At 67.1% G+C, this 24,306-nt stretch carries 19 protein-coding genes and 3 pseudogenes; 17 read left to right on the top strand and 5 right to left on the bottom strand.

From position 1 onward, the window contains the following. Positions 1–642: 642 nt before the first annotated feature. The 3 genes from ACZ7NC_RS38590 to ACZ7NC_RS38600 all read left to right on the top strand — a co-directional run bounded on the left by ACZ7NC_RS38590 (position 643) and on the right by ACZ7NC_RS38600 (position 2,974). Positions 643–1,692: an SGNH/GDSL hydrolase family protein gene (locus ACZ7NC_RS38590; RefSeq protein ID WP_471495670.1), complete on the top strand. Its 1,050-nt coding sequence runs from the start codon at positions 643–645 to the stop codon at positions 1,690–1,692. A gap of 139 nt (positions 1,693–1,831) precedes the next feature. Beyond that, on the top strand, positions 1,832–2,098 hold the full coding sequence (locus ACZ7NC_RS38595) for a hypothetical protein (protein WP_471495672.1): 267 nt from the start codon (positions 1,832–1,834) through the stop codon (positions 2,096–2,098). A 228-nt stretch (positions 2,099–2,326) separates the two neighbouring features. Beyond that, positions 2,327–2,974 carry a hypothetical protein gene (locus ACZ7NC_RS38600; protein WP_471495674.1) on the top strand — a complete coding sequence of 216 codons (648 nt, stop codon included), beginning with the start codon at positions 2,327–2,329 and terminating at the stop codon, positions 2,972–2,974. Between the two features lie 456 nt (positions 2,975–3,430). On the opposite strand, the gene ACZ7NC_RS38605 is transcribed toward ACZ7NC_RS38600, so the two are convergent. Next, on the bottom strand, positions 3,431–4,108 hold the full coding sequence (locus tag ACZ7NC_RS38605; RefSeq protein ID WP_471495677.1) for a nucleotidyl transferase AbiEii/AbiGii toxin family protein: 678 nt from the start codon (positions 4,106–4,108) through the stop codon (positions 3,431–3,433). After that, positions 4,105–4,500 carry a hypothetical protein gene (locus tag ACZ7NC_RS38610; protein ID WP_471495680.1) on the bottom strand — a complete coding sequence of 132 codons (396 nt, stop codon included), beginning with the start codon at positions 4,498–4,500 and terminating at the stop codon, positions 4,105–4,107. The genes ACZ7NC_RS38605 and ACZ7NC_RS38610 overlap by 4 nt, the downstream gene beginning before the upstream one ends. Before the next feature lie 727 nt (positions 4,501–5,227). Between ACZ7NC_RS38610 and ACZ7NC_RS38615 the strand changes: the two genes are divergently transcribed. The 4 genes and pseudogenes from ACZ7NC_RS38615 to ACZ7NC_RS38630 all read left to right on the top strand — a co-directional run. Continuing rightward, positions 5,228–5,467, top strand: coding sequence for a hypothetical protein (locus tag ACZ7NC_RS38615; protein ID WP_471495682.1), 240 nt, complete (start codon positions 5,228–5,230; stop codon positions 5,465–5,467). Between the two features lie 114 nt (positions 5,468–5,581). Next, positions 5,582–6,340, top strand: a pseudogene (locus ACZ7NC_RS38620) (winged helix-turn-helix domain-containing protein); the annotation flags it as partial. 211 nt (positions 6,341–6,551) lie between these two features. Then, a complete protein-coding gene (locus tag ACZ7NC_RS38625) occupies positions 6,552–7,637 on the top strand; it encodes an IS110 family RNA-guided transposase (protein ID WP_471495740.1) in 1,086 nt (361 codons plus the stop codon). A 17-nt stretch (positions 7,638–7,654) separates the two neighbouring features. Continuing rightward, positions 7,655–7,939: pseudogene (locus ACZ7NC_RS38630) on the top strand (transposase); the annotation flags it as partial. 148 nt (positions 7,940–8,087) lie between these two features. On the opposite strand, the gene ACZ7NC_RS38635 reads toward ACZ7NC_RS38630, so the two are convergent. The 3 genes from ACZ7NC_RS38635 to ACZ7NC_RS38645 all read right to left on the bottom strand — a co-directional run bounded on the left by ACZ7NC_RS38635 (position 8,088) and on the right by ACZ7NC_RS38645 (position 10,609). Continuing rightward, the gene (locus ACZ7NC_RS38635) at positions 8,088–8,609 is read right to left on the bottom strand and encodes a hypothetical protein (protein WP_471495686.1); all 522 of its coding nucleotides are present in this window, start codon (positions 8,607–8,609) and stop codon (positions 8,088–8,090) included. 152 nt (positions 8,610–8,761) lie between these two features. Beyond that, a complete protein-coding gene (locus ACZ7NC_RS38640; RefSeq protein ID WP_471495688.1) occupies positions 8,762–9,436 on the bottom strand; it encodes a hypothetical protein in 675 nt (224 codons plus the stop codon). A gap of 480 nt (positions 9,437–9,916) precedes the next feature. Next, positions 9,917–10,609 carry a hypothetical protein gene (locus ACZ7NC_RS38645; protein ID WP_471495690.1) on the bottom strand — a complete coding sequence of 231 codons (693 nt, stop codon included), beginning with the start codon at positions 10,607–10,609 and terminating at the stop codon, positions 9,917–9,919. Positions 10,610–11,752: 1,143 nt separating this feature from the next. Between ACZ7NC_RS38645 and ACZ7NC_RS38650 the strand changes: the two are divergent. From ACZ7NC_RS38650 to asnB, 10 genes and pseudogenes are all read left to right on the top strand, one after another. After that, positions 11,753–12,181, top strand: a pseudogene (locus ACZ7NC_RS38650) (IS6 family transposase); the annotation flags it as partial. Continuing rightward, positions 12,155–12,973, top strand: coding sequence for a polyprenyl synthetase family protein (locus ACZ7NC_RS38655; protein ID WP_471495742.1), 819 nt, complete (start codon positions 12,155–12,157; stop codon positions 12,971–12,973). The pseudogene ACZ7NC_RS38650 and the gene ACZ7NC_RS38655, both read left to right, overlap by 27 nt. Before the next feature lie 193 nt (positions 12,974–13,166). Next, positions 13,167–13,529 (top strand): DUF1648 domain-containing protein, encoded by a 363-nt coding sequence (locus ACZ7NC_RS38660; protein WP_471495744.1) that lies wholly within the window; start codon positions 13,167–13,169, stop codon positions 13,527–13,529. Between the two features lie 829 nt (positions 13,530–14,358). Then, the gene (locus tag ACZ7NC_RS38665; RefSeq protein WP_471495692.1) at positions 14,359–14,991 is read left to right on the top strand and encodes an amidohydrolase family protein; all 633 of its coding nucleotides are present in this window, start codon (positions 14,359–14,361) and stop codon (positions 14,989–14,991) included. Between the two features lie 383 nt (positions 14,992–15,374). Beyond that, a complete protein-coding gene (locus ACZ7NC_RS38670) occupies positions 15,375–16,853 on the top strand; it encodes a sugar transferase (protein WP_471495694.1) in 1,479 nt (492 codons plus the stop codon). A gap of 74 nt (positions 16,854–16,927) precedes the next feature. Further along, positions 16,928–18,244 carry a nucleotide sugar dehydrogenase gene (locus tag ACZ7NC_RS38675; protein ID WP_471495696.1) on the top strand — a complete coding sequence of 439 codons (1,317 nt, stop codon included), beginning with the start codon at positions 16,928–16,930 and terminating at the stop codon, positions 18,242–18,244. Next, positions 18,234–19,499: a glycosyltransferase family 4 protein gene (locus ACZ7NC_RS38680; protein WP_471495698.1), complete on the top strand. Its 1,266-nt coding sequence runs from the start codon at positions 18,234–18,236 to the stop codon at positions 19,497–19,499. The genes ACZ7NC_RS38675 and ACZ7NC_RS38680 overlap by 11 nt, the downstream gene beginning before the upstream one ends. Then, positions 19,496–20,863 (top strand): YveK family protein, encoded by a 1,368-nt coding sequence (locus ACZ7NC_RS38685; RefSeq protein WP_471495700.1) that lies wholly within the window; start codon positions 19,496–19,498, stop codon positions 20,861–20,863. Before ACZ7NC_RS38680 ends, ACZ7NC_RS38685 begins: the two co-directional genes overlap by 4 nt. Continuing rightward, the gene (locus ACZ7NC_RS38690; protein WP_471495702.1) at positions 20,860–22,362 is read left to right on the top strand and encodes a Wzz/FepE/Etk N-terminal domain-containing protein; all 1,503 of its coding nucleotides are present in this window, start codon (positions 20,860–20,862) and stop codon (positions 22,360–22,362) included. Before ACZ7NC_RS38685 ends, ACZ7NC_RS38690 begins: the two co-directional genes overlap by 4 nt. Positions 22,363–22,365: 3 nt before the next feature. After that, on the top strand, positions 22,366–24,288 hold the full coding sequence (asnB, locus tag ACZ7NC_RS38695) for an asparagine synthase (glutamine-hydrolyzing) (protein WP_471495704.1): 1,923 nt from the start codon (positions 22,366–22,368) through the stop codon (positions 24,286–24,288). The last annotated feature ends 18 nt before the right edge of the window (positions 24,289–24,306 follow it).

Here is a 24,306-nt window from a genome sequence, read left to right on the forward strand (position 1 = left end):
ACAACTGGATCTTCGCAGGTCGGACGGGCACCTCTTCTATTCGGGGTCACACTCCGTCAGCACCCCCGGCCCTCACGGTGAAACACCAAGGCTGGGCAGCCGCTGTTCCTGTTCCTGGACCCGTGTGGGCTCGGCCTGCCCTACGGCATGCTCGTGCGGACCATGGCGTCCCCCCGTCGGACGGGCAACTGGCCACCGACGGGTTCCTGATGAATTTCAGCTGGAGCACAGATCGATATCAACGGCGGCACGGAGCCCGTCCCCCCGCGATGTCGGTGACCAGTTCGTGCCGATCCGCCCCCTTGCTTGGGCAGCGACTGCGTCCTCGACCCTGCCACACCATGATCGCGGTCACACCACTGTCGGGTGGCCAGCCGACGCCTCTTTGTTCGGTGCACCGAACCTATTCAGTGGGGCCATCACACAGTTTCTGCCCAAGCTTGCCCGTTCCTGGCACAACGTGATTGCTTTCACCAAGCAGCACACCGACCAACCTCACACCTCACCACGAAAAAGCAGGGGTAATAGATGAAACGCAAGACTTTCTGCGCTACGACTGCTACTAGTGCCGCGCTCTTGGTCCTTTGCGCAGCAACCCCTCCTAGCGCACAAGCGTTAGAAAGAAAGGAACGCCCCACAGCTGTGGTGTCACTCGGTGATAGCTTTATCGCCGGCAATGGCGGCCGGTGGCTCGGCAACTCGTCCACTCTCTCCGGTGGTCGAAATGGAACCGATCGCGCCTGGAACGGGTCCAGCCATGATGGCCATGTCGTGTATGGCAGTTCCTACGACAACAGCTGCTACCGCTCGGACGTCGCAGAGATTCAGAGTGTCGATTTGCCTGTCGACAGGAAGATCAACCTTGCCTGCTCTGCCACGAAGACCGAGAATTTGCTGAGCGGCAAGGCAGGCGGGGAAGGATTCAAGGGCGAGCCACCGCAAGGCGATCAGCTCGCCAGCATCGCCAGGAGTACCCGCGTCATGATGATCGCCGTTTCCATCGGGGGGAACGACCTTGGATTCGGATGGATAATCGCCAAATGCATGAGCGCCTATATGGCGACACCAGCTTCGCACCAGATCAACTGTCGTGACGCCGCGCAGCGCCAGGCGGACGAAGAGATGCCGGCGATGAAGACTCGTGTTGGCATGGTTCTGGATGACATCCACAGGGTGATGAATGATGCCGACTATTCGCCGGAAGAGTATCGAGTCGTCCTGCAATCCGCAGCCTCCCCTTTCCCTCGGGGCCGCGAGATTCGCTATCCTGAAACCGGTTTCAACCGAGCGGCGGTGGGCGGATGCCCAATATGGAACACTGATGCCGACTGGGCCCGTGACACATTTGCTCCGATGTTCGCAGCGGCACTGCGTGACGTCGCGCAAACCCACAAGGCCGACTTCCTCGACCTTCAGGACGCCCTCCAGGGACGCGAAGCATGCTCCAAAACCACATCGATGGTCGGGCCTGAGGGCCCCTCGGCAACGCGTAGTGAATGGGTTCGTTCTGCCGCCCTCGTACAGGGCGACGTTGAGGACACGATCCACCCCAACGCTTATGGGCAGCGGGCCCTGGGACAGTGTCTGACCCTGGCTTACGCATATGGCCGCGGCGAGTATGCGTGCACCAATACCGTGGGGCAAGGCCCCGAGGGCATGGTCGTCCGTGATCTTTCTCCAGGCGCCCGCTGACCGGGGAAAAGGGGCTGGCGGCGTCACTGACGCCGGGCAGGCATCTGGGACCGCTCCGGCGACGGCGGCCAAGTCGGCGACCCCGTGACCGGCAAACCCGCCCACCACCCGCAGAAGTAGGGCCGCCAGGACACATGAGTTGACCACGCAGGAAAAGCTGAACGCGTTCGCCGACGAGGTGGCGCGGGAGTTGGGCACGCACTGCCGAATGGACCGACTCACCGGCTACGGGCGCGGTTTGGGACGGCTCATCATCGACGGCGACGGCCGCGCCCTGCGCCTGTGCCAGCCCGACGGCCGCCGCCCCTACCGTCTGCGTGCGGCGTCGGTATCCTGCGCGCCTACGTCCCACCGCACCCCCCGCGCGGACAGTTCCACGCCGACGCCGCCTTCACCTGGGGCCTGATCGCTCAGTCCGGCCTGGAGGGCATATACACCAGCGTGGCGCCCAGGTCCCTGACCGCGTACGCCCCGCAGCTCTCGCGCACGGACCCGCCCGTGTTTGAGCAGGTCAAGGGGGGGGTTCACATGAGCTCACCCTATTTTAGTAGCTAGTCAGGAGCCGTCACCTCCTCCACCTCACTCACCAGGTGACGAACCCCTCCCTTCCTCCCTTCCATCCCCGGGAGTTGCCATGCTCCGAACGCTGCGCCGCGCCCTGCGGCCGGCACGTCTCCGTGTTTCCGCCCGCCGGTTCACCGCCGGGATCACGGCACTGCCGCCAACCGCGCGCGAAGCGCTCGGCATCGACGTCACCGCCGAGGAAGCCATCGCCTACAACCGCGTCCGTGTCGCCACCGCGACAGCCGTCACCCTCTACCGCAGCGGATACACGCTGCCGATACCCGACGACGACCTGGCCGACGCCGTGCGCGCCCTGGACTGCCCCTACTCGGTGCCGAGTTCGGAGGCCCGCGCGTCCATCCGCGCTCGCCGTCCTGGAAAGCCGAAGCCGACTACACGGTCACTGTCACTCGCTGACCAGCCGTCCGCCCTGGCATGGGCCGCCCCGACCAGGGCGGCCCGCACAGAGGGAGGCCCGGTGTTCCTCGTCGTACCCGACCCCGCCCACGGACTCGTCGCCACCCCGCAGTCCTCCAACGACCTCACGCTCGCCGCCGCAGAGGCCCTTGCCGCCCAGGGGTTCACCCGGAACGGCGAGATCGAGGCGTACACCCGCCAGACCGACCACGACCCCGCAGCCGTGGACGACAGCGCGGGGATGCTGCGCGACCTGGGCCACTACGTCTTCTCCGCGTACATGCCGCTGCACGCCGGGTGACCGTCGCCCCGCCGACGCTCCGCCCTTGCGCAGATGGAGTTCCGTCATGCCCCGACGCTGCCCCCAGCCTCACAAGCCCGCCCGGTACACCGCCACAGAGCACGAGGGACGCCACCAGGTCGTGGACCAGCTCCACGGGTATGCGCTCAGCGAGCCCGCCACCGGCACGGCCGCCGAGGACGCGGTACGCGAACTGACCGCAAACCCGACGGCCGCGATCGAAGCCGTCGAGGAGCTCGACGCCCCCAGAGGGGCCCGGCCGCCACCGAGCGCCGCATCCTGCGCCGGTATGGGTGCAGCTGGAGCCTGCGCCAGGACGAAATGCACTCCCCGCGCGGCGAGTTCAGCCATCACCGCCTGGAGACCAGGATCTCCGGCGGCCATCTGGCCATGGTGTTCGTGGCGCTTGCGCGCGGGCACAGTACCGAGCCGGTTCCGCCGACCCTTCCGGACGAATCAGTCCGCCTCAGGGTCATCGGACTCCTCAAAGAGCCGGGCGGCCAGGTCGTCGGCCCACTCCAAGGCCCAGATACGCAGCGCGGCGATGGTGGCGTCGTCGAGGCCGTAAGCGGCGAACGGCTCATCGTCGGTCCACTCGGCGCCGGCGAGGTTGGCCTGGAGATCCTCTCGTTCGAAGCGGCCCCGGGCGTGCCGGCGGCCGAACTCCTCCAGCTCGGTCGTGGTCCAGCGTTGGGAGGCCGCGAACACGTCGATCAAGTCACGGGGCGCGCCCCGGTCGCCCAGGGCGCGGACCTTGGTCCCGATCACGTCCTCCTCCGCGAGGACGGGCCCGTAGGGACTCTGGGCGATGGGGCGCCAGAAGATCTCCTTGAGTACGTCGACCTCACACTCCTGCCCGGTGACGGAGTCGGACACGATGAAGCGGGCGGACAGCGGGGCGGTCTCCAACGACCGCACCTGCCAGCCCCGCGCCGTCAGGCCGTCACGGAGAGTGGCCGCGATGTCGGCCATGGGCGCCGGGCTCTCCGTGGCGACGTCGAGATCCTGGCTGGGCCGGTTGACAAGGCGGTGGGCCCGGACGGCGTAGCCGCCGGTGAGGACCAGCGGGTAGGGGGATCCGAGAGCGATGACATCCGCCAAGAGCCGCGTGTGCAGCTCCGGCATATCCGTCATGCAGCGGCTCGGGCGTGGTCGGCGAGCTCAGGGAAGGCGTCCTCCCACACGGTCCGCACGGTGCGTCCGACGAGCGTGCGCAGCACCGGCCACATCTGCACCAGCAGGTCCCGGTTGAGGTAGCGGACCAGGTCGTCGTGCAGGCCTTCGTGCAGGGCGGTGCGATATAGGCCCATGCGCTGGCGCGGCTTGTCCATGTCGTACGAGGTCATCCCCGACCAAGCGACGTGCAGCGGCAGGTCCACGGTCCCATGAGTGGGGCCGTGCAGCTCGTCCAGCGAGGCCGGGAGACGCCGCCGGAATTTCTCCCGGTACAGCGCGAGCTCCTCGGCGTGCGGGCCGGACAGGTCTGTGGTCCCGGCCCTGGGGGGCTGCGGGCTGCTGGCTGCCATAGCTCCCATTATGACGGCAGGCCCGATGAGATGAAGCCGTGGGCCTTGCCTTGTGCAGGCCGGCTGCCGGAGGAAGGCTGTGTCACCAGCGGTAAGGGCGGTCCATCGGCCCGTACGTGTACGCCCTGGAAGTCCTGCTCGGGATGGTGCCGAGTCGAACGTCGCGTCTGTCTCCTGCGAGAGAGACCAGGATCGCGGCGCCCACCGCCAGCCCCGGGGGGCCGGACGGGTTCACCTTCCTTGTGCGGCCTGTTCGGCCATCCGGTGCGGGAGGTGCCGCCGTCGGCGTAGCGGGCGGACGAATGCGGCGCCCACGTCAGCGCCCGCCTTCAAGAGCACTGTGGCGGTGTACACGACCGTGCATACACCGGCCTCTGACCATCCGCGTGCATTGAACCGGCGGCTTCCGGCTCGGGCTCTTCGACACATCGGTACTCACCTCGGACATCACCGCCGCGTTGGGCCGTGGCCGGCCGTCCTCAATCCAGGACGGGATGCGGTACGGGACGCTGCGCGGCTTGATCCCGCACTACGCGTGGGCAGAGGGGCCACGCGTGCTGGATGTAGCGACCCGCACCATCTGCGCGGCGGAGCTGCTGGCGCAGATGATGGTCCCGGAGCCGAAGCGGCCCAAGTCCGGTGGCGCTTGAGCATCGCGACCTTCAGCGCCTCGGCGCTGTTGCCGCTGTCGGCCAGCTCCTGCTCGAACTCGTCCAGGTAGGCGCGGGTGTCGGCGATCACCGAGGCGTCGGTGGGCGGAGCGGCGGCCGACGGCGACGTAGCGCGGGCTGAGCTGCTCCATTTGGCGAGCGTCTCGGCCGGGAGGTTCTTGCCCAGCTGCGCCCAGGTGTTCAGCTTGCCTTCCCAGCTGGCCTTGATCCATTCCACGATGGTGGCGGTGACGGCGAATCCGGACGTCCGGTATCCCCTGACGGATCATTTGAAGGCCCCACACCTCAACTACTGACTTTGTTGGCGTGATGTCGTGGCTGACAAGCGGTGATTGCCACGGTAGCCCGGTTGTATGAGGTATCCGCAAGGGGGCGGGCTGACCGCGGAGCGACGGTTGTTTCGCTAGCAGATCCGGATGCAGGCGGCCGAGTTCTTCGCGTCGGGACATGACAATGCCGCGATCGCCAGGCAGTTACGTGTCAGCGTGCGATCGGTTCAGCGGTGGCACCAGGCGTGGGAGCAGGGTGGAACACCGGCCCTGGAGTCGAGGGGGCCTGCATCAAGGCCCAAGCTGAGCGAGACGCTGTTCGCGGTGCTCGAGCACGAGCTGGCCAAGGGGCCGGTGGCGCAGGGTTGGCCGGACAGACCTGGACGCTGACGCGGATCAAGACGCTGATCGGACGCCAGTTCCACAAGAGCATGACGCTGTCGGCGATCGCGCAGATGCTGCACCGACACGGCTTCAGCCACCAGGTCCCGGCCCGCCGAGCGGTGGAGCGTGACGAGGAAGCCGTCACCGGGTGGGTGAAGGAGATGTGGCCGCAGGTGGAAACGCCGTGGCGGCGCTCGGGGCCAGGCTCTGCTTCGAAGACGAAGCCGGGTTCTCGATGACGCCGCCACAGCCCGCACCTGGTCCCGGCGCGGACACACACCCCTCATCCGGGTGCGGTCACGCTCCCAGCGCCGCTTCTCCCTCGCCGCTTTGGCCTGCTACAAGCCAGGCGAACACTCTCGCCTGATCTACCGGCCCAGGCAGCACGTCGAACACAAGCGCGGCGGCAGACGCAGTTTCACCTAGACCGAGTACCGCGACCTGCTCATCGCTGCCCACCAGCAGCTCGGCGCCCCGATCGTGCTGGTGTGGGACAACTGTGAGACTCATGGGGCGCCGTCCGGGGCCAGGGTCTGACCCGTGGGACAACTGGCCCAGGCTGCCTTGTTGAGGATCTGTCGACTGTGGTCCCGGGCGGTGCTTGCTGCCGCCGGACCGGCGAGCGTGTCTCGATAGGGGCCTTGCCGCACAAGGCACCGTCACAGTTCTGACCGCCCACCGGACCGACGTCGCCACAGCCCCGTGCCGATCGAGGAGCCGCGTGACCATCACCAGCCTGCGCCAGCCGACTCTGCCCGCACAGCCGGAAGAACCGCTGGCAGAGGACGTGATCCTGGGGGTGGACACCCACAAGGACGTTCATGTCGCCGCCGTGATCACCGTACTCGGCGCGCTCCTGGCCCACCAAGAGTTCCCGGCCAACGCCGCCGGATACCGCCAACTCCTGGTCTGGGCAAGCTCGTTCGGCGCCCTGCGCCGAGCCGGTGTGGAATGCACCGGATCGTACGGAGCGGCCCTGGCCCGCTTCCTGAGCCGGGAGAGCATCCAGGTCATCGATGTCAATCAGCCGGACCGCGCTATCCGCCGCAAGCGCGGCAAGACGGACGCGGTGGATGCGGAGGCCGCCGCCCGCGCAGTGCTGTCCGGGCGCGCGGATGTCACGCCCAAGACCGGTGAGGGCCCGGCGTCCGACATGCGCCTGCTGCGGCTGGCCAAGGAGTCGGCCGTCAAAGCCCGCACACAGGCGAAGAACCAGCTCAAGGCCGTGTTGCTCGGAGTTGATCCCGCGCTGCGTGAGGCACTGTCCACGCTCACCAACGCGGCATTGATAGCCAGGTGCGCCAACCTGTCCGACACCGGCGACACGGCCGTCTTCACCCTCCGGCTGCTGGCCCGGCGCATCCAGCAGCTGACCGCCGAGGTGAAGGAGCTCGCCCGCCGGATCACCAAGGCCGTCCGTCGCTGCCATCCGCAGCTGCTGGATGTCATCGGCGTCGGGCCCGACAGCGCCGCTGCCCTGCTGATCGCAGCCGGCGACAACCCCGAGCGGCTGGCCAGCGAGGCAGCGTTCGCAGCTTTGTGCGGCGTCAGCCCCGTCGAGCAGTCCTCCGGCAAGACCCAGCGTCGCAGGCTGAACCGCGGAGGCAACCGGCAGGCCAACGCCGCCCTCTACCGCATAGTCGTGACCCGCCTCCGCCGTGATGCCCGCACACGTCTCTACCTCGAACGACGCACGAAACAGGGCATGTCCAAACGCGAGATCATCCGCTGCCTCAAACGCTACGTCGCCCGCGAGATCTACCGTCAGATCCAGCAGGCGCCGGCTCTTGCTGCCTCGTCTTCTGCCGCTTGACGCAACATAGGGGCATCCTCAACGTGCACAAAGACGGCCGGCTGAGCGAGGTCATCGACACCCACGACTGGATTGTCTGCTACTTCCTGCCCGCTTATGCACCCGACCTCAACCCCGTCGAGGGAATCTGGTCACTGCTGCGACGCAACAGTCAGGCCAACACCGCCTTCACCGATCCCGACCACCTGATGCGTGCTCTTCGCCAGGGCCTCCGCGAGATCCAGTACCGCAGCAACCTCATCGATGGATGCCTCGCCGAAACCGGCCTCACCTTGACGACATCACGACAACAAGGTCAGTAACCCGACAAGTTGGCAAGTTGACAACGCCCGACACCCTGCGCTGGATGCCACTGTGCGCCGCCATCTCCTACGACGGCGCACGTATGAGACTGCCCTGGAGAGGTCGGCGTCGACCGATGCCGAGAGGCTTGTGCGCTGCTGGCATCCGTCACAGAGGACTCAGTTGGCCGCGCCAGTGCCTGAACTGAATCTGCATGTCGGGCTGACCTAAGTGGGAGAACCGACCAATTTGGGTATCGATGTAAGCAAGATAAAGTGGGATGAGGTGGGTGCCCAATAGCTCAGCCAAGTAATCGCCTTCGACTTTTCCGCCGTGCCGTACGTCCATGGCGGTGCGAACTAAGTCGGCGCCAATGGGCCGGTGTTGTTGGAGGTGGTAGGCGACGGCATCTTCGATTGATGCGGCGCGTCCTACAGCACTGGTGCAGTGGAAACGTGCAGGGAGAAGCACAGCTTTGGTGAACCAGATTATGTCAGTGAGCAGGCGGCGGGGGTGACGGAACTCCTCCACCACCGATGGGTTGGCTAGCACGTCCAGGGCGAAGCGTGCGCTGTCAAGCTCGAGCTCGCGGGACGAGGGCCGGGCTATTTTTCCTCTGACGTCCTTGCCACACAGCAAGCGCCCGTGTTCGGCCAGATCGAGCCGGTCAATGGCGGGAGAAGCGGCCATCTTGGCTGTTGTCTCGCAGTGCGGGCAACGAGCTCCAGAAGACAGAGAGTCTGGCGTATAGGCCGCCACTTGATCGCATTTGGCATTGCACCTTCTCAATTACATGCTCATCGCCCTTTTGGCGATCCGCTAGAACGAGAGCCAGGTCGATGTCACTGACCATGGGAGCAAACCTGCCACCGGCGAGACCACCCATAACGTAGGCTGCCACAAGTCGTTGCGACAACGCATCGGCGCTGGGGACCGCGGAGGCAAGCCCGGCCGAGGCAGAGAGAGCCGTCATCCTGGATGGTGTGTTGTGTATCGGCGCGCGCACAGCGCGATACGGTCTGAAACCAAGTGATGACCTGCCAGGCCTGGTCGAGCAATGCAATGAGTTCGTCGGCCTGCCAGTCGTTGCGCTGCTCCAGCAGTCGGTAACCCATTTCCAGGTGCTCGGCGGCTGCCACGTTGTGCGGCGCGAAGTAGGGGTCATCTGGAAATGCTCGTGCGCCGGCCTGGCTCAGCGCCAGGCTTCCTGCCTCAAGCGACAGGTGCGCTAGCACTGCGCGTTGCAGGCCAGGCAGCGTGGCGAACTGGTTGACGAACCAGGAGGCTCCACAGGCGATCAGGGGGTCCCGGACTTCAGACTGGTCGTCACCGCGGCTGCAAGCCAGCAACGCATCATGCCCGATTTCCTCCTGCTGGTGCTCCGGGGCGAGACGCCAGAGTTCGGGATCGGTCTCAAAGACCACCCGAGCACTGATCATCCGCTGGAATGCGTTGGACCAGGGTTGCAAATAGGTCAACACAGTCTTCTTCGTGGACTCTGGGGTCTCGGGGCTCAACAGCAGCAGGATTTTGTTCTGACTGTTCGTACTCCTCGAACCGCTATGTGTTGTACTCGATGACGGAACTGGCCTTTGTGTCCATAAGTGTCCTTCCAGATCACCTGGCGAGGAGGGCGAGAAAACAGTCGGTGCTGGAGCAGGCTGAGCGTAGACGGAGAACCGTAAATAGGTCGCCACATCGCCCGTTGCCTGTGCTGCGCGATAGCTGACCAACTCCTGGATTCCTTGGTACAGATGGAGAGCGGGCCAGGGGCCAGAGCTTTCATCAGATTCATATACTGGTCTGCGTTCACCCCTTCAGCACGGAGAACGGCTACGATCCGTTCAGCCGCTTCCAAGTCGGATGAAGTCAGGCTGGGCATCCGCAGGTAGGTCGTCGCTTCCTGCGCTCGCGGGTGGCCGTAGCGGACGGCCAAACACGTCAGTGGCGCCTGGCCAGCATCTTCTCGATCAGGTCCCAGTAGCGTGTGATAGCCGTTAAAGGGCCCGTCCCGCATCGTGGTGTGCAGCCGTCGAGGCCATGACGCCAAGCGTTGCTCGGGCGCTTGCAGTCCCCGAGAGATCGAGGGTGAGGAATTCCACTGCACGCCGCCCACAGTGGCTTGGTAGCGCGGCGATCCGTTGTCGCGCGTAGTCCCATGCTTCAGCCATGCCCAGACGACGCATCGCCGCACGCACCGCCGCATCACGTGTCGTGACGTCCCAGTGGAACAGGCCAAAGTACGCCTTGTGCGTCGCAGGCTGCCCAGGACGCCAAGCCAGGGAGTGCCACAAAGGCGCGGGGGATACAGCATGCTCGGAGATGAGGAATACATCCTGCACTTGCCGGAACCGCCGTGAGTCGGCGGCCGCGGCAGCGAGATGCTGTTTCTCCGCCACGCCCCGGCTGCCCTCAACGGAAAACCTAGGCGAGCAGTCGAACAATGCGCGTACCTCGGGTCTCCCCTCCGACCAGTTGACTGACAAGTCCGCCGGGAACCCGTCATCGGCAACGTATGACGACGTGGCGGGTTTCATTCCCATTTGCCGAGAAAACCAGTCGGGCAATAGTTCGCCGAGCGCTGGACCGGGAGAAATATGCAACGCTTCGCACGTCGCGTTCCACTTGTCCTCGAAGAATTCACTAAAGGTCTGATCCGGTGCCGCAAAGATTCCGTACTTCTGGGCCATCATCATATTCCTCTCGGCGTGCCCGGCCGTCCCCCAAGCGCACCCGGCCGAGCCCGCACCAGCGCCCAAGGCAGCCGCAGACGGGGAGGAGTACGCAACCGCCACAGGCGAGCACCGTGATCGGAGCGGAATCACGACAACGGCGCACTCCCGCAATACGGGCTGCACCACGCAGCTGGTCCGGAATTTTGAGCCACCTGATAGCTCTGTGCGGAAGCAGTGCAACCACGCGTCTGGTGCGCGTTGAACACCATCCATGTCGTTACGGTGCCGCCAACTCCCGATGTTTCGGGGGGCGTCACGTTGTTGGGTGCGTGGACGCTGACGTCGGGTCGGGATGTGGTGGGCCCCGCCGTGCGGCCTATGCTCAGGCCGTGGTGGGCAGGCCGGCGATTCTGGTGATCTGCTCCCAGATCGTGAAGCGGGCGGTCAACCTCGGGTCTGTCTCTCACCAGGATGCTAGGCCGCGACCTACACACCAGACATACAGCGCGGGGAACCGGCCGAAGGTGGCCCGGCAGTACGGGCGCGGTTGGCACAGAGGGGTCGCTGCGTGCTGTATCAGATCGAGGGTGCGGGTGCCGGTCGGGTCCGCGTGAGCAGGCCCACGCCGGAGTTCGCCGCCCTCCAGGGCCGGCGAACTCCCCGGCCCCCGCCTCCCTCTCCCTCCCCCTACGACTGTTGCCCTCGTGGAACAGCCCGCGGCTGGGGAACACCCGCGGGCTGTAGTAATCCGGCAGCACAACTTGAGGTGATCGCAGCGTTACGCATTGCAGTCGCGTCTGTATGGGCTCACGATACTGATCAGGCAGCGATCAGCTGCCCGGGCCCGGGTCGGTGAATACGAAAGGGGTCCAGAATCCAGGCACAGGTCAGGAGGCCTATGGCCAGGCCCTCGCGGTGCCTCGTCGCTGCGTTATTAGCCGCACTCGCTGTCATCCTTCCCTCCGCCGCTTCGGCTTCTGCTGAACGGCCGTCTCCGCTGCCGTATCCCACCAGGTCGGACTACCGCATCAAGGGAATCCAGCCTGACGAGTGGCCGAACAAGAACGAGATCCCTGGCAGGCATCGTCAACTTGAGTGGGGTGTCTCGTAGCTGGGACGATTGCCGGGTTTGTTGATCTTCCTGGGGAGGGGCTGGCTGTGGGGGCCGGGGCGGCGGTGTCGTACAAAGGGTTCAGGTTCCCGGGGAGATCATCTCCCATGCGGTATGGCTGTACTTCCGTTTCCCGCTCAGCTACCGCGAGGTGGAGGAGCTGCTGCTGGCCCGCGGAATCATCGTCTCCCATGAGACCGTCCGGCAGTGGTGTGACAAGTTCGGTCCCGAGTACGCAGCCCGGCTGCGCCGGCGCTGGCCGCAGGCGGGCGATAAGTGGTATCTCGATGAGGTGTTCATCAAGGTCAGCGGGGTGTGGCAGTACCTGTGGCGGGCTGTTGACCAGGACGGTCATGTGCTGGACATTCTGGTCCAGTCCCGGCAGGGCGCGAAGGCCGCGAAACGGTTCATTGCCAAGCTGATGAAAAAACAGTGCCGGGTACCCAGGGGTGCTGGTCACGGACAAGAGCCGCTCCTCAAAACCCATCCGCCCCATCTTCACGCTGGTCGGCTGGCACGCCGCCGGCGGCACAGGCACCCCAGGCGCAGTGCGTCATCTGGCGGCCGCCCTGGAACTCTTCCACGCCTTCGCGCTCATTCACGACGACGTGATGGACCGCTCCGACACCCGCCGCGGCCATCCGGCCATGCACCGCCGCTTCGCTCGGCAGCATCCAGGACCCGCCACGGTCGCGGACCAGTTCGGTACCAGTGCGGCCACCCTCCTCGGAGACCTGGCACTGGTGTGGTCCGACGAACTCCTGCACACCGGAAACCTGACCCCCAAACAGCTGTCCGCCGTGCTGCCCCTACTGGACACCATGCGCACCGAAGTCATACTCGGCCAGTACCTCGACCTGACCCACAGCCATCGATCGCCGGATATGTCCTCGGCGTTGACCGTCATCCGCTACAAGACCGCCAAATCGCACTCTGGTCAGGCCAGGGCGAATGCGCCGTTCACATCACAATGGCCTGGCCCTGCCCCGCCCCGTCACAAACCACGTAGGACAGAGCAAAACGAACTACTGCGGCATACGGGACGCGTGGATTGCGCCGCCAGCCCGGCACCGGCGGACTCCTCTGCCCTTCCGGAATGCTGCGCGCTCCTTCCTTCTCAAGGTTGGGCACTTCTCGGGGTAGCCTTAGCCTCGGCAGAGATCATGGGCTGCATGGCTGAGCTGCTCGTAGTGCTGGCACAAGGCGTTCAAGGACCGGGCCAGGCGCCGGGCATGGGCATTACGCGTCCATTGGATCGTCCGAACTGATCGGCGGTTGAAGGAGCTCACGTCCGTGCACGGCCCCCTGTGTCGATAGTCAGCTGCGCCCTCTTCCCCGACGCCTCCGCGACTTCGCCTCGCCGCCCACCCGCCCCCACCGGGGGGGGCAAGACCGAAGACGACGCCAGCCGGACCGCTGCGGTGGTTCGCTGGACTCCCCTGTCTGGTGGCCGCATTGGCAGTGGCTGTGGTGTTCGTCGTGTCGTGGCCGAATCTGCCGGATCCCATGGCCGTGCACTTCGACCAGGAGGGAGACGTCAACCGCTCCACATCCCCGGTGGAGATGCTACTGATCTCCGAGTCGAGCTTGCTCGGTCTCGGCGCCGGGCTGTCCCTGAGCGCGACCCGGGGGCACGGGGCCAGGGCGGTGTCAGTCGCCCACCCGGAGACCCGGCAGGCGTGTCAGCACCGCCCGAGCGGGCTGACGGTGATCAGCCGGCCGTCGCGTCGACAGGCTGGGGGTTGTGCTGGAGTTCATCCCACGCTGCGAGCATGTCGGCGGGATCGACTACTTGCCAGAAGGGATGTGCCACGATCTTGCTGACGAGTTCGCCTGCCCGTGCCCGGAGCCGGGCGATGTTCGCGGCATCGTCCGAGTCCCAGCCCTCGGAGGGAAGTCGGAGCGGGGGACGCCACGCGTTCTCGTGGGGCTCCTGTATGCCCCTTGAATTGGCCGGCCACGGCAGCTTGCTGCAGAGTTCCCTCAGGGCGCTGTGGATCTGGTCCAGTTCGTCCTGGGCGGCGACTAAGTCTTGAGGGTAGCTGTAGGGACTTGTTCCCGGAGTAGTCGTACATGCTTGCCGCGAGCCCGCGGTCCGTCGATATCGTCCACGCCGTGGCGGGCGGCGGAGTGTCTTCTCCTGCGTCATCTCGGCATCTCCTCTTCTCGATGTGGCGCAAGTGGTGTCACCATCACCTGGCACCAGCCGAAGCCAGTGAGATACGTGACACGAGCGTCGGCCATATAAAGCACCTGAAGTGTCCAGGGCTACTGGATCGCCTGCCCAGACGAGGAGATGTCAGACACCCTTAGTGTCCCTTCACGAAATTTCCACCTGCCAAATCCACCCCTGCCCCACCGAGCAGCACACGGCCGGATGTGAGGGCACTGCGGGTGGATGACATCGGCCCCAACGAGGTGGCCCTGGCGTGGGTGGCGACCCGCCGCTCCCTCCTCATCCGGGACTTCGCCCAGGCAGCGGCAGAAACCCTCGCGAAAACGCACGCCGGGGGGACAACGGCCGTCGGCCTACTGAGAACCGTCTTCACCTGCCGCGGACTTCGTGAAGGTCACCGTGCTTGCTTCGTTTGCTTCGTTTGCTTCGGAGCTGATCACGACAGCGGACCAGAGCCCACACCCCTGATCGACGTGCATGCCCACCTCCTCACTCCCGCTATGTCCGGGCCGCGCAGGGCGCGGGGAACGCGCAGCCCGACGGCATGGCCGCGTTCCCCACTTGGCAGGCCCCCGCCCACCTGGAACTGATGGACCAGTGGGGCGTGGCGACGTTCCTGCTGTCGGTCTCCTCACTGGGCGTGCATTTCGGCGACAACACGGCCGCCCGCGCCCTGAGTCGGCACGTCAACGAAGCCGGGCCGAGATCAAGCGCCAAATCCCCGCCTGCTTCGGGCTCTTCGCCTCACTGCCGCTGCCCGACGTGGACGGCGCCCTGGCGGAACTGCCGTACGCGCTGGACCAACTGGGCAGCGACGGCGTTACGTTCGAGACCAACGCACACGGCATGGATCTCGGAAACCCGCGCCTGGAACCACTACTTGAGGAGCTGGACGGGCGAGGCACGCCCAACTTCGTCCACTCACTCAGGCCGGGGCTACGCCGAAGCCCTGACTCACACATGCGATTCGAAGAGCCGATATTCCTCTCTCGTGATCTGCTCGGAGTGAGCGAACATGACCGTCATATAGCACCTGAAGTCATGTCAACCGCCATCGAAAACAGGACAGTTGGACTTTGCCTAGATCCGTGCTCTAGGTCCAAAGCGTGAGCACAAATTCCCCACCGCCCCCTCTTCATGCTGGCCGCGATGGTCTAGATTGACGCTGCTTCAAGTGCTCGGAGACGAGGCGAACCAATAATGATCTATAGGTCCGGCGCTACGGAAAGCCAGCAGTTGCGTCCCCGGCGCCGGACGCGCGGGTGATCAATTCTTGGAGCCCACGACAGGGCTTAGATGCGGGGAACACCCGAGGTTCGATGCTTCCCGCGCACCTCGAGAGTCTGGCAGAACATGCGAATCTGCTGCTGCCTGGGTGAGTTGTTCAAATAGCTCTGAAACAGCCGGGCGTCATGCGCCGAGGGGCGGGGGCCTCCCGGCGGAGGAACAGTGTTAGGCGAATACGTCGAACCAATGGGGACCTGGGGGGTTCTGTGCGGCAAGGGGGATTAGTCGGCCCGTTTCCGTCGGAGCGCGGGCGTCTGGCGAACGGGGAAATCAGCCAGCCCGCGATCGATTGGGAGCAGCGGTACCGCCGTACAGTGATCACTACCGATACCGTGGCCACCGCCTTCGTGGTGGCGGCGATCGGCAACTTCTTCGGGGCCCGGGACGCGGCCAACTGGCACGAGAAGTGGGGAATTCTCGCATTCGGCACCGAGCTGCTGGTGCTGGGATCGCTTGCAGTGAGCCGGTCGTGGGCTCCGGCCATGCTCGGTCAGGGCGCCGAGGAATTCCGCCGGCTCGGACGCTCACTGTTCACGGCGACCGTCGTACTGGCACTCGGGGGGATCGCCCTCACCTCGCGCAACATCAAACTCTGGATCTTCGTTGCGATCCCCGCGATCGCGATCGTCACCATGACCGCGCGGTATCTGCTCCGCCTCCGGCTGCACAACCTGCGGAAGGAAGGACGGTGCCTGAGACCGGTGCTCGCTGCCGGGAGCCCGGCCACCGTGGGCGACCTGATCACCCGAACGCGTAAGTTCCCGCACCTCGGCTGGCGGGTGGAGGCAGTGTGCACGACGGACGGTCGCGGTCTCGAAGGTGACCACCTGGACGGAGTGCCGGTCGTCGGCCGACTGACGGACGTCGCCAAGCACGTCCGCCACGACGGCTACCGTGTCGTCGCGGTCACACCGGACCCGCACTGGTCACCGGACCGGCTGCAGCGGCTGGCCTGGAACCTCGAAGGCAGCGACGCCGAGATGGTCGTGGCCCCCGTACTGATGGAAGTGGCCGGCCCGCGGCTGCACGTCGACGCGGTGCTCGGGATCCCGCTGCTACGGGTCAGCATGCCGACCTTCACCGGGGGCCGCCGGGCGATCAAAGGGGTCGTCGACCGGATGGGCGCGGCGATCCTGCTGATGCTGTTCGCGCCGCTGATGGCGTTCGTCGCGCTGCTCGTGATGGTGGACAGTCGTGGTGGGGCGGTCTACCGCCAGCGCAGGGTCGGCAAGGGTGGCCGCGAGTTCACCATTCTCAAGTTCCGCACCATGGTCGCCGGGGCTGACGGGGCACGTGCCCAGCTGGCCGGCCACAACGAGGGTGCAGGGCTGCTGTTCAAGCTCCGCCGGGATCCGCGGGTGACCCGGGTGGGAGCAGTGCTGCGCCGGTACTCGATCGACGAGCTCCCGCAGCTTTTCAACGTGCTCACCGGATCGATGTCGCTCGTCGGCCCGCGGCCTCCGTTACCGGATGAGTCCGCTGCATACGGCCCGGACATCCGGCGGCGACTGCTGGTCAAGCCCGGGCTCACCGGCCTGTGGCAGATCAGCGGACGTAGCGACCTGCCGTGGGAGGAGGCGGTCCGCCTCGACCTGCGGTACGTGGAGGACTGGTCGCTCGCCCTGGACGCAGTGATCTTGTGGAAGACGCTGCGTGCGGTGCTCCATGGCCAGGGGGCCTACTGATGCGCGGGAGCCGTCGTCCGGCCGGCGTGCGGACCGCAGGCCACAAGGGCCTGCCTGGGGGGGAGGGACGGGTCATGAGAGTCAGCGTTTTGGGGCTTGGCTACGTGGGCTGCGTGTCGGCGGCGTGCCTGGCCAGCATGGGTCACGAGGTCATCGGGGTGGACGTGAACCAGGTGAAGGTCGACTTGGTCAACGACGGCAAGGCCCCGGTGGTCGAGGAGCGGATCGGCAAGCTCATCGCCGAGGTCGTGCGGACCGGAGCGTTACGGGCCACCGGCGACGTCCGCGAGGCGATCATGGGCAGCGAGATATCGCTGGTCTGCGTGGGCACGCCGTCCGAGCCCAACGGCAGCCTGTGCACCACATATCTGGAGCGGGTCACCGAGCAGATCGGCGCCACGCTGGCCGAGCGGGGCGGGCCGCACACCGTCGTGTTCCGCAGCACCATGCTCCCGGGCACCTGCCTGAACCTGCTGGTCCCGATCCTGGAGAAGAACGTCGGCGGCACGGCCGGGGTGGACATCGGGGTCGCGGTCAACCCGGAGTTCCTGCGTGAGGGCACGAGTGTGCGGGACTTCTTCGACCCGCCCAAGACCGTCATCGGCGAGTTCGACCCACCAAGCGGCGACGCGGTGGTGGCGCTGTACGACGGCTTGCCCGGCGAGGTGTTCCGGGTGCCGGTCCCGACGGCCGAGGCGATCAAGTATGCGGACAACGCGTTCCACGGCCTCAAGATCGGCTTCGCGAACGAGCTGGGCGCGGTGTGCCAGGCGCTCGGGGTGGACTCGCACCAGGTGATGGACGTGTTCCTGGCCGACCGCAAGCTGAACATCAGCTCCGCCTATCTGCGGCCGGGCTTCGCCTTCGGCGGCTCCTGCCTGCCCAAGGACCTGCGCAGCCTGGTCCACGCGGCGCAGCGGGCCGACGTCTCGGTTCCCATACTCGCCCACGTGTTGACCTCCAACTCCGACCATCTGCAGCGCGCGGTGGACCTGGTCGAGCGCACTGGCAAGCGCCGGGTGGGTCTGTTCGGGCTGTCCTTCAAACCCGGCACCGACGACCTCCGCGAGAGCCCGCTCGTAGAGCTGGCGGAGAGGCTGCACGGCAAGGGTTACGACCTGCGGATCCACGACGCCAATGTGAGCCTCTCCCGGCTGATCGGCGCGAACCGCGAGTACATCGAGACCCGGCTGCCGCACCTCACGCAGCTGCTCGCGGACTCCGTCGACGAGGTACTGGAGCACGCCGAGGTGTGCCTGGTAGGGACCAGGGATCCGGCCGTGCTTTCGGCGCTGCCGCATGGCGACGGCCCGGTGATCGTCGACCTCATCCGCCTTCCCGACGCCGAGGCGCGCCGGGCCGAACCGGGGTACGTGGGCCTTGCTTGGTGACGCAATCAGTGGCGGCCGGCCGGACTGGCGCGCGCTGATCCTGGTGGAAAACCTGTCGGTGCCGTTCGACCGGCGGGTGTGGCAGGAGTGCACGACGCTGCGCGACGCGGGCTGGGAGGTGCACGTCATCTGTCCCCGGGGCGAAAAGGGGGACAGGGAACCGGAGGCGGAGATCGACGGGGTGCGGATCCACCGCTACCCGTTGCGCGCAGCCGCCGGAGGACCGGCCGGCTACCTGCGGGAGTACGGATCGGCGCTGTGGCACACGGCCCGGCTGGCCCGCAAGGTCGGGCCGGTCGACGTGGTCCACGCCTGCAACCCGCCCGACCTGCTGTTCCTGCCGGCGCTGTGGCTGAAGCGGCGCGGCGCGCGGTTCGTCTTCGACCAGCACGATCTGGTACCCGAGCTGTACCTCTCCCGGTTCGAACGCGGCGAAGATCTGCTCTATCGCGCCGTGTGCGCGCTGGAACGGCGGACCTACCGGGCCGCGGATGTCGTGCTGGCCACGAACGAGAGCTACCGGGACGTCGCGATGCGCCGTGGTGGTCGGCGGCCTGAGGACGTTTTCGTGGTACGCAGCGCGCCTGCGGTCGACTGGTTCCAACCGGTGCCGTCAGAACCGGAGTTGAAGCGCGGTAAGCCTCATCTGCTGTGCTACCTCGGCGTCATGGGCCCCCAGGACGGCGTCGACTACGCCCTGCGGGCCCTTGCGAAGCTGCGCCACGAGTTCGGACGGACCGACTGGCACGCGGTGTTCGTCGGCGCTGGCGACGCCTTCGACGCGATGGTGGAGCTGTCCCAGCGGCTCGGGCTCTCCGACCAGGTGCAGTTCACTGGGCGCATTCCGGACGCCGACCTGGTGCGCTACCTGTCCACCGCGGACGTGTGCCTCTCCCCCGACCCGCGCAATCCGCTCAACAACGTGTCGACCATGAACAAGGTCCTGGAGTACATGGCGATGGGCCGGCCGATCGTCTCTTTCGACCTGAAGGAGGCGCGCGTCTCCGCCGGTGACGCCGCCGTCTACGCGTCCGCCAACGACGAGGCGGAATTCGCGGGGCTCATCGCGCTGCTCCTTGACGATCCGGAGAAGCGGGCCCGGATGGGCAAGATCGGCCAGGAGCGGATCAGCGGGCCGCTCTCCTGGTGGAACTCGCGAGTGTCGCTGCTCGCCGCCTACGCCGCTGCCTGCCGAGACCACACTCCGGTGTCGGCGGGCGACCAGGCCCGCACCGGGAAGAGGCAGCGCAGTTGAGCGATGACACGATACGCCTGGTCACGATCGGGCGGATTTTCCGTCGGCGCTGGCGGCTTCTTGCCGTCCTCGCCCTGGTAGGCGCGCTCGTCGGCTACGGCGCCTCGGTGGTGTTCCCGCCGCGGTACACGACGTCGGCATTGGTCCTGCTGCCCGGGCAGTGGGAAGAGCGCGAGCTGCTGACCCAGGTGGACATCGCGACCAGTTCCACGGTCATCGACCGTGCGGCCACCAAACTCGGGTGGCCCGGCGTCAGCGGTGCCGAGCTGCGGGATCAAGTGACCGCAGAGGCCGCCGACGGGAACATCATCAGGATCTCGGGTACGGCCGACACCCCGGAGCGCGCCCAGCAGCTCTCCGACCAAGTGGCCCAGCAATTCGTCAAGTTCGCCGCACGGATCGCAGGCAGCAGCACCGACTCCGAAGCGACTACGGGACCCGAGGCGCTGCGGAAGAAGGTGGAGGAGACCAACCGCCGCATCACCGACCTGGCCAATGCGGCCGACCCCGGGAAGACCGTGGAGAGCGTGCAGGCCCGCACCGCGCTCGAGAAGCTGCGCACCTCGCTGGAAGAGGCCATGGCGAAGCTGGACCAGGCCGACCCGGCGACCAGCATGGCCGGCATGGTCGTCATGGATCCTGCGGCCCGGCCGACCGGCGAGGCGCCTCCGACGAGGATGCAACTCATCGTCGCGGGGGCGCTGCTGTTCTTCCTGCTCGCGGTCATCGGCCATCTTGTCGCCGCACGGATGAATCGCCGGTTGCGCACCGAACCGGAGATCGCCGCGGCGCTGGGGTCGGCACTGCTCGGCACTGTCGACGTGCCTGATGACCGGCGCGCGCACCGGCCGGAAAGCGGGGGACCACGGGCCCGGATGCGCCGACTCCTCGGCATCGACACTCGCTGGGACACACCGACCGCGCAGAGGTTCGGCGACGAGGCCGGCAGGCGGATCCGCTACCGGCGGGTGTGCGCCCGTCTCCGGGACCAACTGCCCGCCCCTCGGCGCCTGCTGGCTGTCATTCCCGAAGGCGACGAGATCGCCCGCCGCGCCGCCGGGCAGCTCGGCGCCGAGGCCGAGAGCGATCCGCTGCTGCGGGTGGTGGAGGTTTCGGCGGACCGGCCGATGGCGCCTGACCGCGACACCGAGTCCGGTGCCCTGGTCGTCCTCAGCCCGGGCAGCTGGACCGCGGAGGAGCTCGCCGGTATCGCCGAGGCCTGCGCGGCCGGCGGGCACGAGGTCGTCGGCATCGTCGTCGCCGACCCGGTCCGGGCCCGTCCAACGCAGTCTGCCGGCCATGCTCCGGACAACGCCACTCCGGCGCTCGCGGTGGGCGGCCACGCGACGGGAGGTTCAGGGTGACGACGAGCAAGACGTCGGAGTCGTCGGCCGCCGCTCCCCTCCTCGACCTGCAGGCGCTGGTGGCGGCGGTGCGCAGGCGCCGCCGCCTCTGGTGCGCCATGGCGCTCCTTGGCCTGCTGGTCGGCGCGGCGGTGGCGGTCCTGATGCCGCCGCAGCCGAGCGCGGTGACCAAGGTGCTGGTAGCGCACAAGGAGGACCAGCCGAACGACACCGGAACGCTGATCCGTACAGATGTCGAGCTGCTGCAGACCACGCGGATCGCCGGCAAGGCCCTGCAGGCCCTCAAGTCCCGGGAAAGGCCCGAGGTCTTCATGCGGGACTATCGGGGCACCGGCCTGACCAACAACCTGTTGCAGATCGATGTGACCGCTGACGGCGACGCGGAAGCGGTGGCCCGGGCCAAGGCTCTGGCCGATGCGTTCGTCGCGGACCACGTGAGGCGGATGCGCAAGACCGCGGAGGCCGAGACCAAGGTGCTGATCGACCAGCGTGACCGCATGCGCGAAGAACTCGCCCAGGTCAACAAGGAGATCGGAGACCAATCGCCGCCCAGCGACCCGACAGCGTCGGCTGACATCGAGTCACTCTTCGCCCGCCGGGCCGAGCTCAACTCGCGGATCGCCGATTTCGACCAGCGCGCCGCGGAGGCGCGCACCGGCACGCCCAAGGTCATCTCCGGCACGCAGATCGTGGATGACCCGCGCGCGGTGCGGCACTCCCGGCCCAAGGCCGCTGTCACCAACGCAGCGATCGGTCTCGTCCTCGGTCTCGTCCTCGGGCTCGCGCTGGCCGCGGTCGGCACAGTGGTGGCGGACCGCCCCGTGCTGCGCCGGGACATCGCGGCGAATCTGGGTGCCTCGGTCATCACGGAGCTGCCCCGCCGGTCGGGCAGGCCGTGGCAGCGCCGGCGGACGCGGGCGGCACGCAAACGGCTCACGGTGTCCCTGGCCCGCACCGTGCGCGGCTCCGCGGAACCGGTGTCGCTGCTGGAACTGGGCTGTGCGCGCAGCGCGAGCGTGATCGCCCTGACCGTCGCCAGGGCAGTGACGGCGGACGAGCCAGTGGCCGTCATCGACGGTCTGCCCGGCCTGCCACTCGCCAAGCGCCGCCCAAAGCCGGGAGACCCGACCGTGGTCAGCGGCGAGGGTGTCGCGGCTGTATCGCCTCGGCAGCGCCGGCTGGGCGTCGGCTCGGTGGCGCCCGGCACGGCGTGGACCGACCTCCAGTACCTCGGCACCCAGACCGTGCTCGTGGTGCGTGCCGGGCACGGTAGCGCCGCATGGCTGCACACCGTGGCGCGGCAGCTCGCGGACCAGCGCATTCCGGTGATCGGTGTGGTGCTGATCGACCCTGATCCGCGTGACCGGACCGACGGCACGCTGTGGGACGGGCTGCACACCGCGCTGCGCGGTCGCAGCGAGCCACTGCCCCGGCACAACGGAACTGAGCAGCCGTCATGGGCCGTACGAGTCCCTGACAACGACCAGGAGACGCGGTAGGACATGTGTGGCATCGCAGGTACTTACCGATGGCCGGACGGGAAGCTGGTGACCGACCGGCTCACCGAAACTCTCGCCCACCGCGGTCCGGACGGGGCGGGCCGGTACGGCCACTTGGTCGGTGACGGCGAAGTGCACCTTGGGCACCGTCGGCTCGCCATCATCGACCTGTCCGAGACCGGCGCCCAGCCGATGGTCTCGGACGGCCTCGCCCTCACCTACAACGGCGAGCTGTACAACGCGCCCGAGCTGCGTGCCGAGCTGGCGGCCGCCGGGGTGCGCTTCCGCGGTACCTCCGACACCGAGGTGCTCCTCGAGGCCTGGCGGCGCTGGGGCACGGACTGCCTGCCCCGGCTGCGCGGCATGTTCGCGTTCGGGATCTTCGACGAGCGAACCGGTGAACTGGTGCTGGCCCGTGACCAGTTGGGCATCAAGCCGCTGTTCCTGCTCCGCCGCGGCGAAGGCCTGGCTTTCGCCTCCGAGCTCAAGACGCTCGGCGCCGCGACCGGCGGGCCGCTCGAGGTGGACCCTGCGGCGCTGGTGGCCTCCCTTCTTTACTACTGGGTGCCGGACTCGCGCTGCGCGTTCCGCGAGGCAGAGAAACTGCCGCCGGGGAGCTGGCTCAGGTGCCGGCCCGACGGCCGGGTGGAGCGCGGCCGATACTGGGACCTCCGGGACGTCGCCCATGAGGCCCGCGACAGTGAGCCACCGGACCTCGCCGCCATCGTCGAGGAGTCGACCCTCCGCCACCTGATCTCCGACGTACCCGTGGCGACCTTCCTCTCTGGCGGCCTCGACTCCAGCTACCTGACTGCGCTGGCGGCCCGCCATCAACCCGGGATCTCCTCGTACACGATCGGATTTCGCGCCGAGGACGCCAAGTTCGAGGCGATGCCAGACGACCTGCGCTATGCCCGGCGGGTGGCCGAGCGGTTCGGCGTCGACCTGCACGAGATCGAGATCGCCCCGAATGTGCTCGACCTGCTGCCGCAGATGACGTACCACCTGGACGAGCCGATCGGTGACCCCGCCGCGATCAACACATTCCTGATCTGTGAGGCCGCCCGAGAGGCCGGGGTCAAGGTGATGCTCTCGGGGATGGGCGCCGACGAGCTGTTCGCCGGGTACCGCAAGCACCGCGCCAACCTGCTCGCGCTGCGCTACCAGCGCGTCCCGCGGCCCCTGCGGCGTGGGGTGTCCAGGGCCGTGGACCGGCTGCCGGTCGCCACGTCCCGCCGGGGGTACAGGTCGGTGCGCTTCGCGAAGCGGTTCCTCTCCTTCGCCGATCTGCCGGAGGAGACCGCGTTCCGGCGCAGCTACACCATGTACGACCAGGACGAGCTGCTCGCCCTTCTCGATCCGGACCTGGCCGGGACGGTCGAGGACGTGCTGACCGAACATGCGGACGTCTACCAGGACAACGACCTCGACGACTTCGTCAACCGCATGTGCCTGACCGACGCCCGGATGTTCCTGCCGGGCCTGAACCTCACGTACACGGACCGGTCGAGCATGGCCGCGTCGACCGAGGTACGGGTGCCGTATGTGGACGTCGAGGTGGTCAAGGCGGCATTCGCCGTGCCCGGCGATCGCAAGATCGTCGGACGGCAGGGCAAGGCCGTCCTCAAGGAGGCGGCCGGCTCGGTCCTGCCCCGGGAGATCGTGCACCGGCCCAAGGGCCTGTTCAGCGCCCCGCTGCGCGCCTGGATGAGCCGGGACCTGGCGCCGCTGGTGCGCGAGGTGGTGAACGACGGCGTGCTCGTCCGTTCCGGTTTCCTGCGCCGCGACGCGCTGGCTCGGATGGTCGCCGAGGACGCCGCCGGGCAGCGGGACTACTCCAAGCATCTGTGGCATGTGCTGACCCTCGAGTACTGGTATCGCGACGCGACCTCTGGGTCCGGTCAGAGCACTCGGTCAACGGCTTAGGAAAACAGAGGAGTTCGG

It is taken from the genome of Streptomyces sp. NPDC111802, assembly GCF_055634335.1.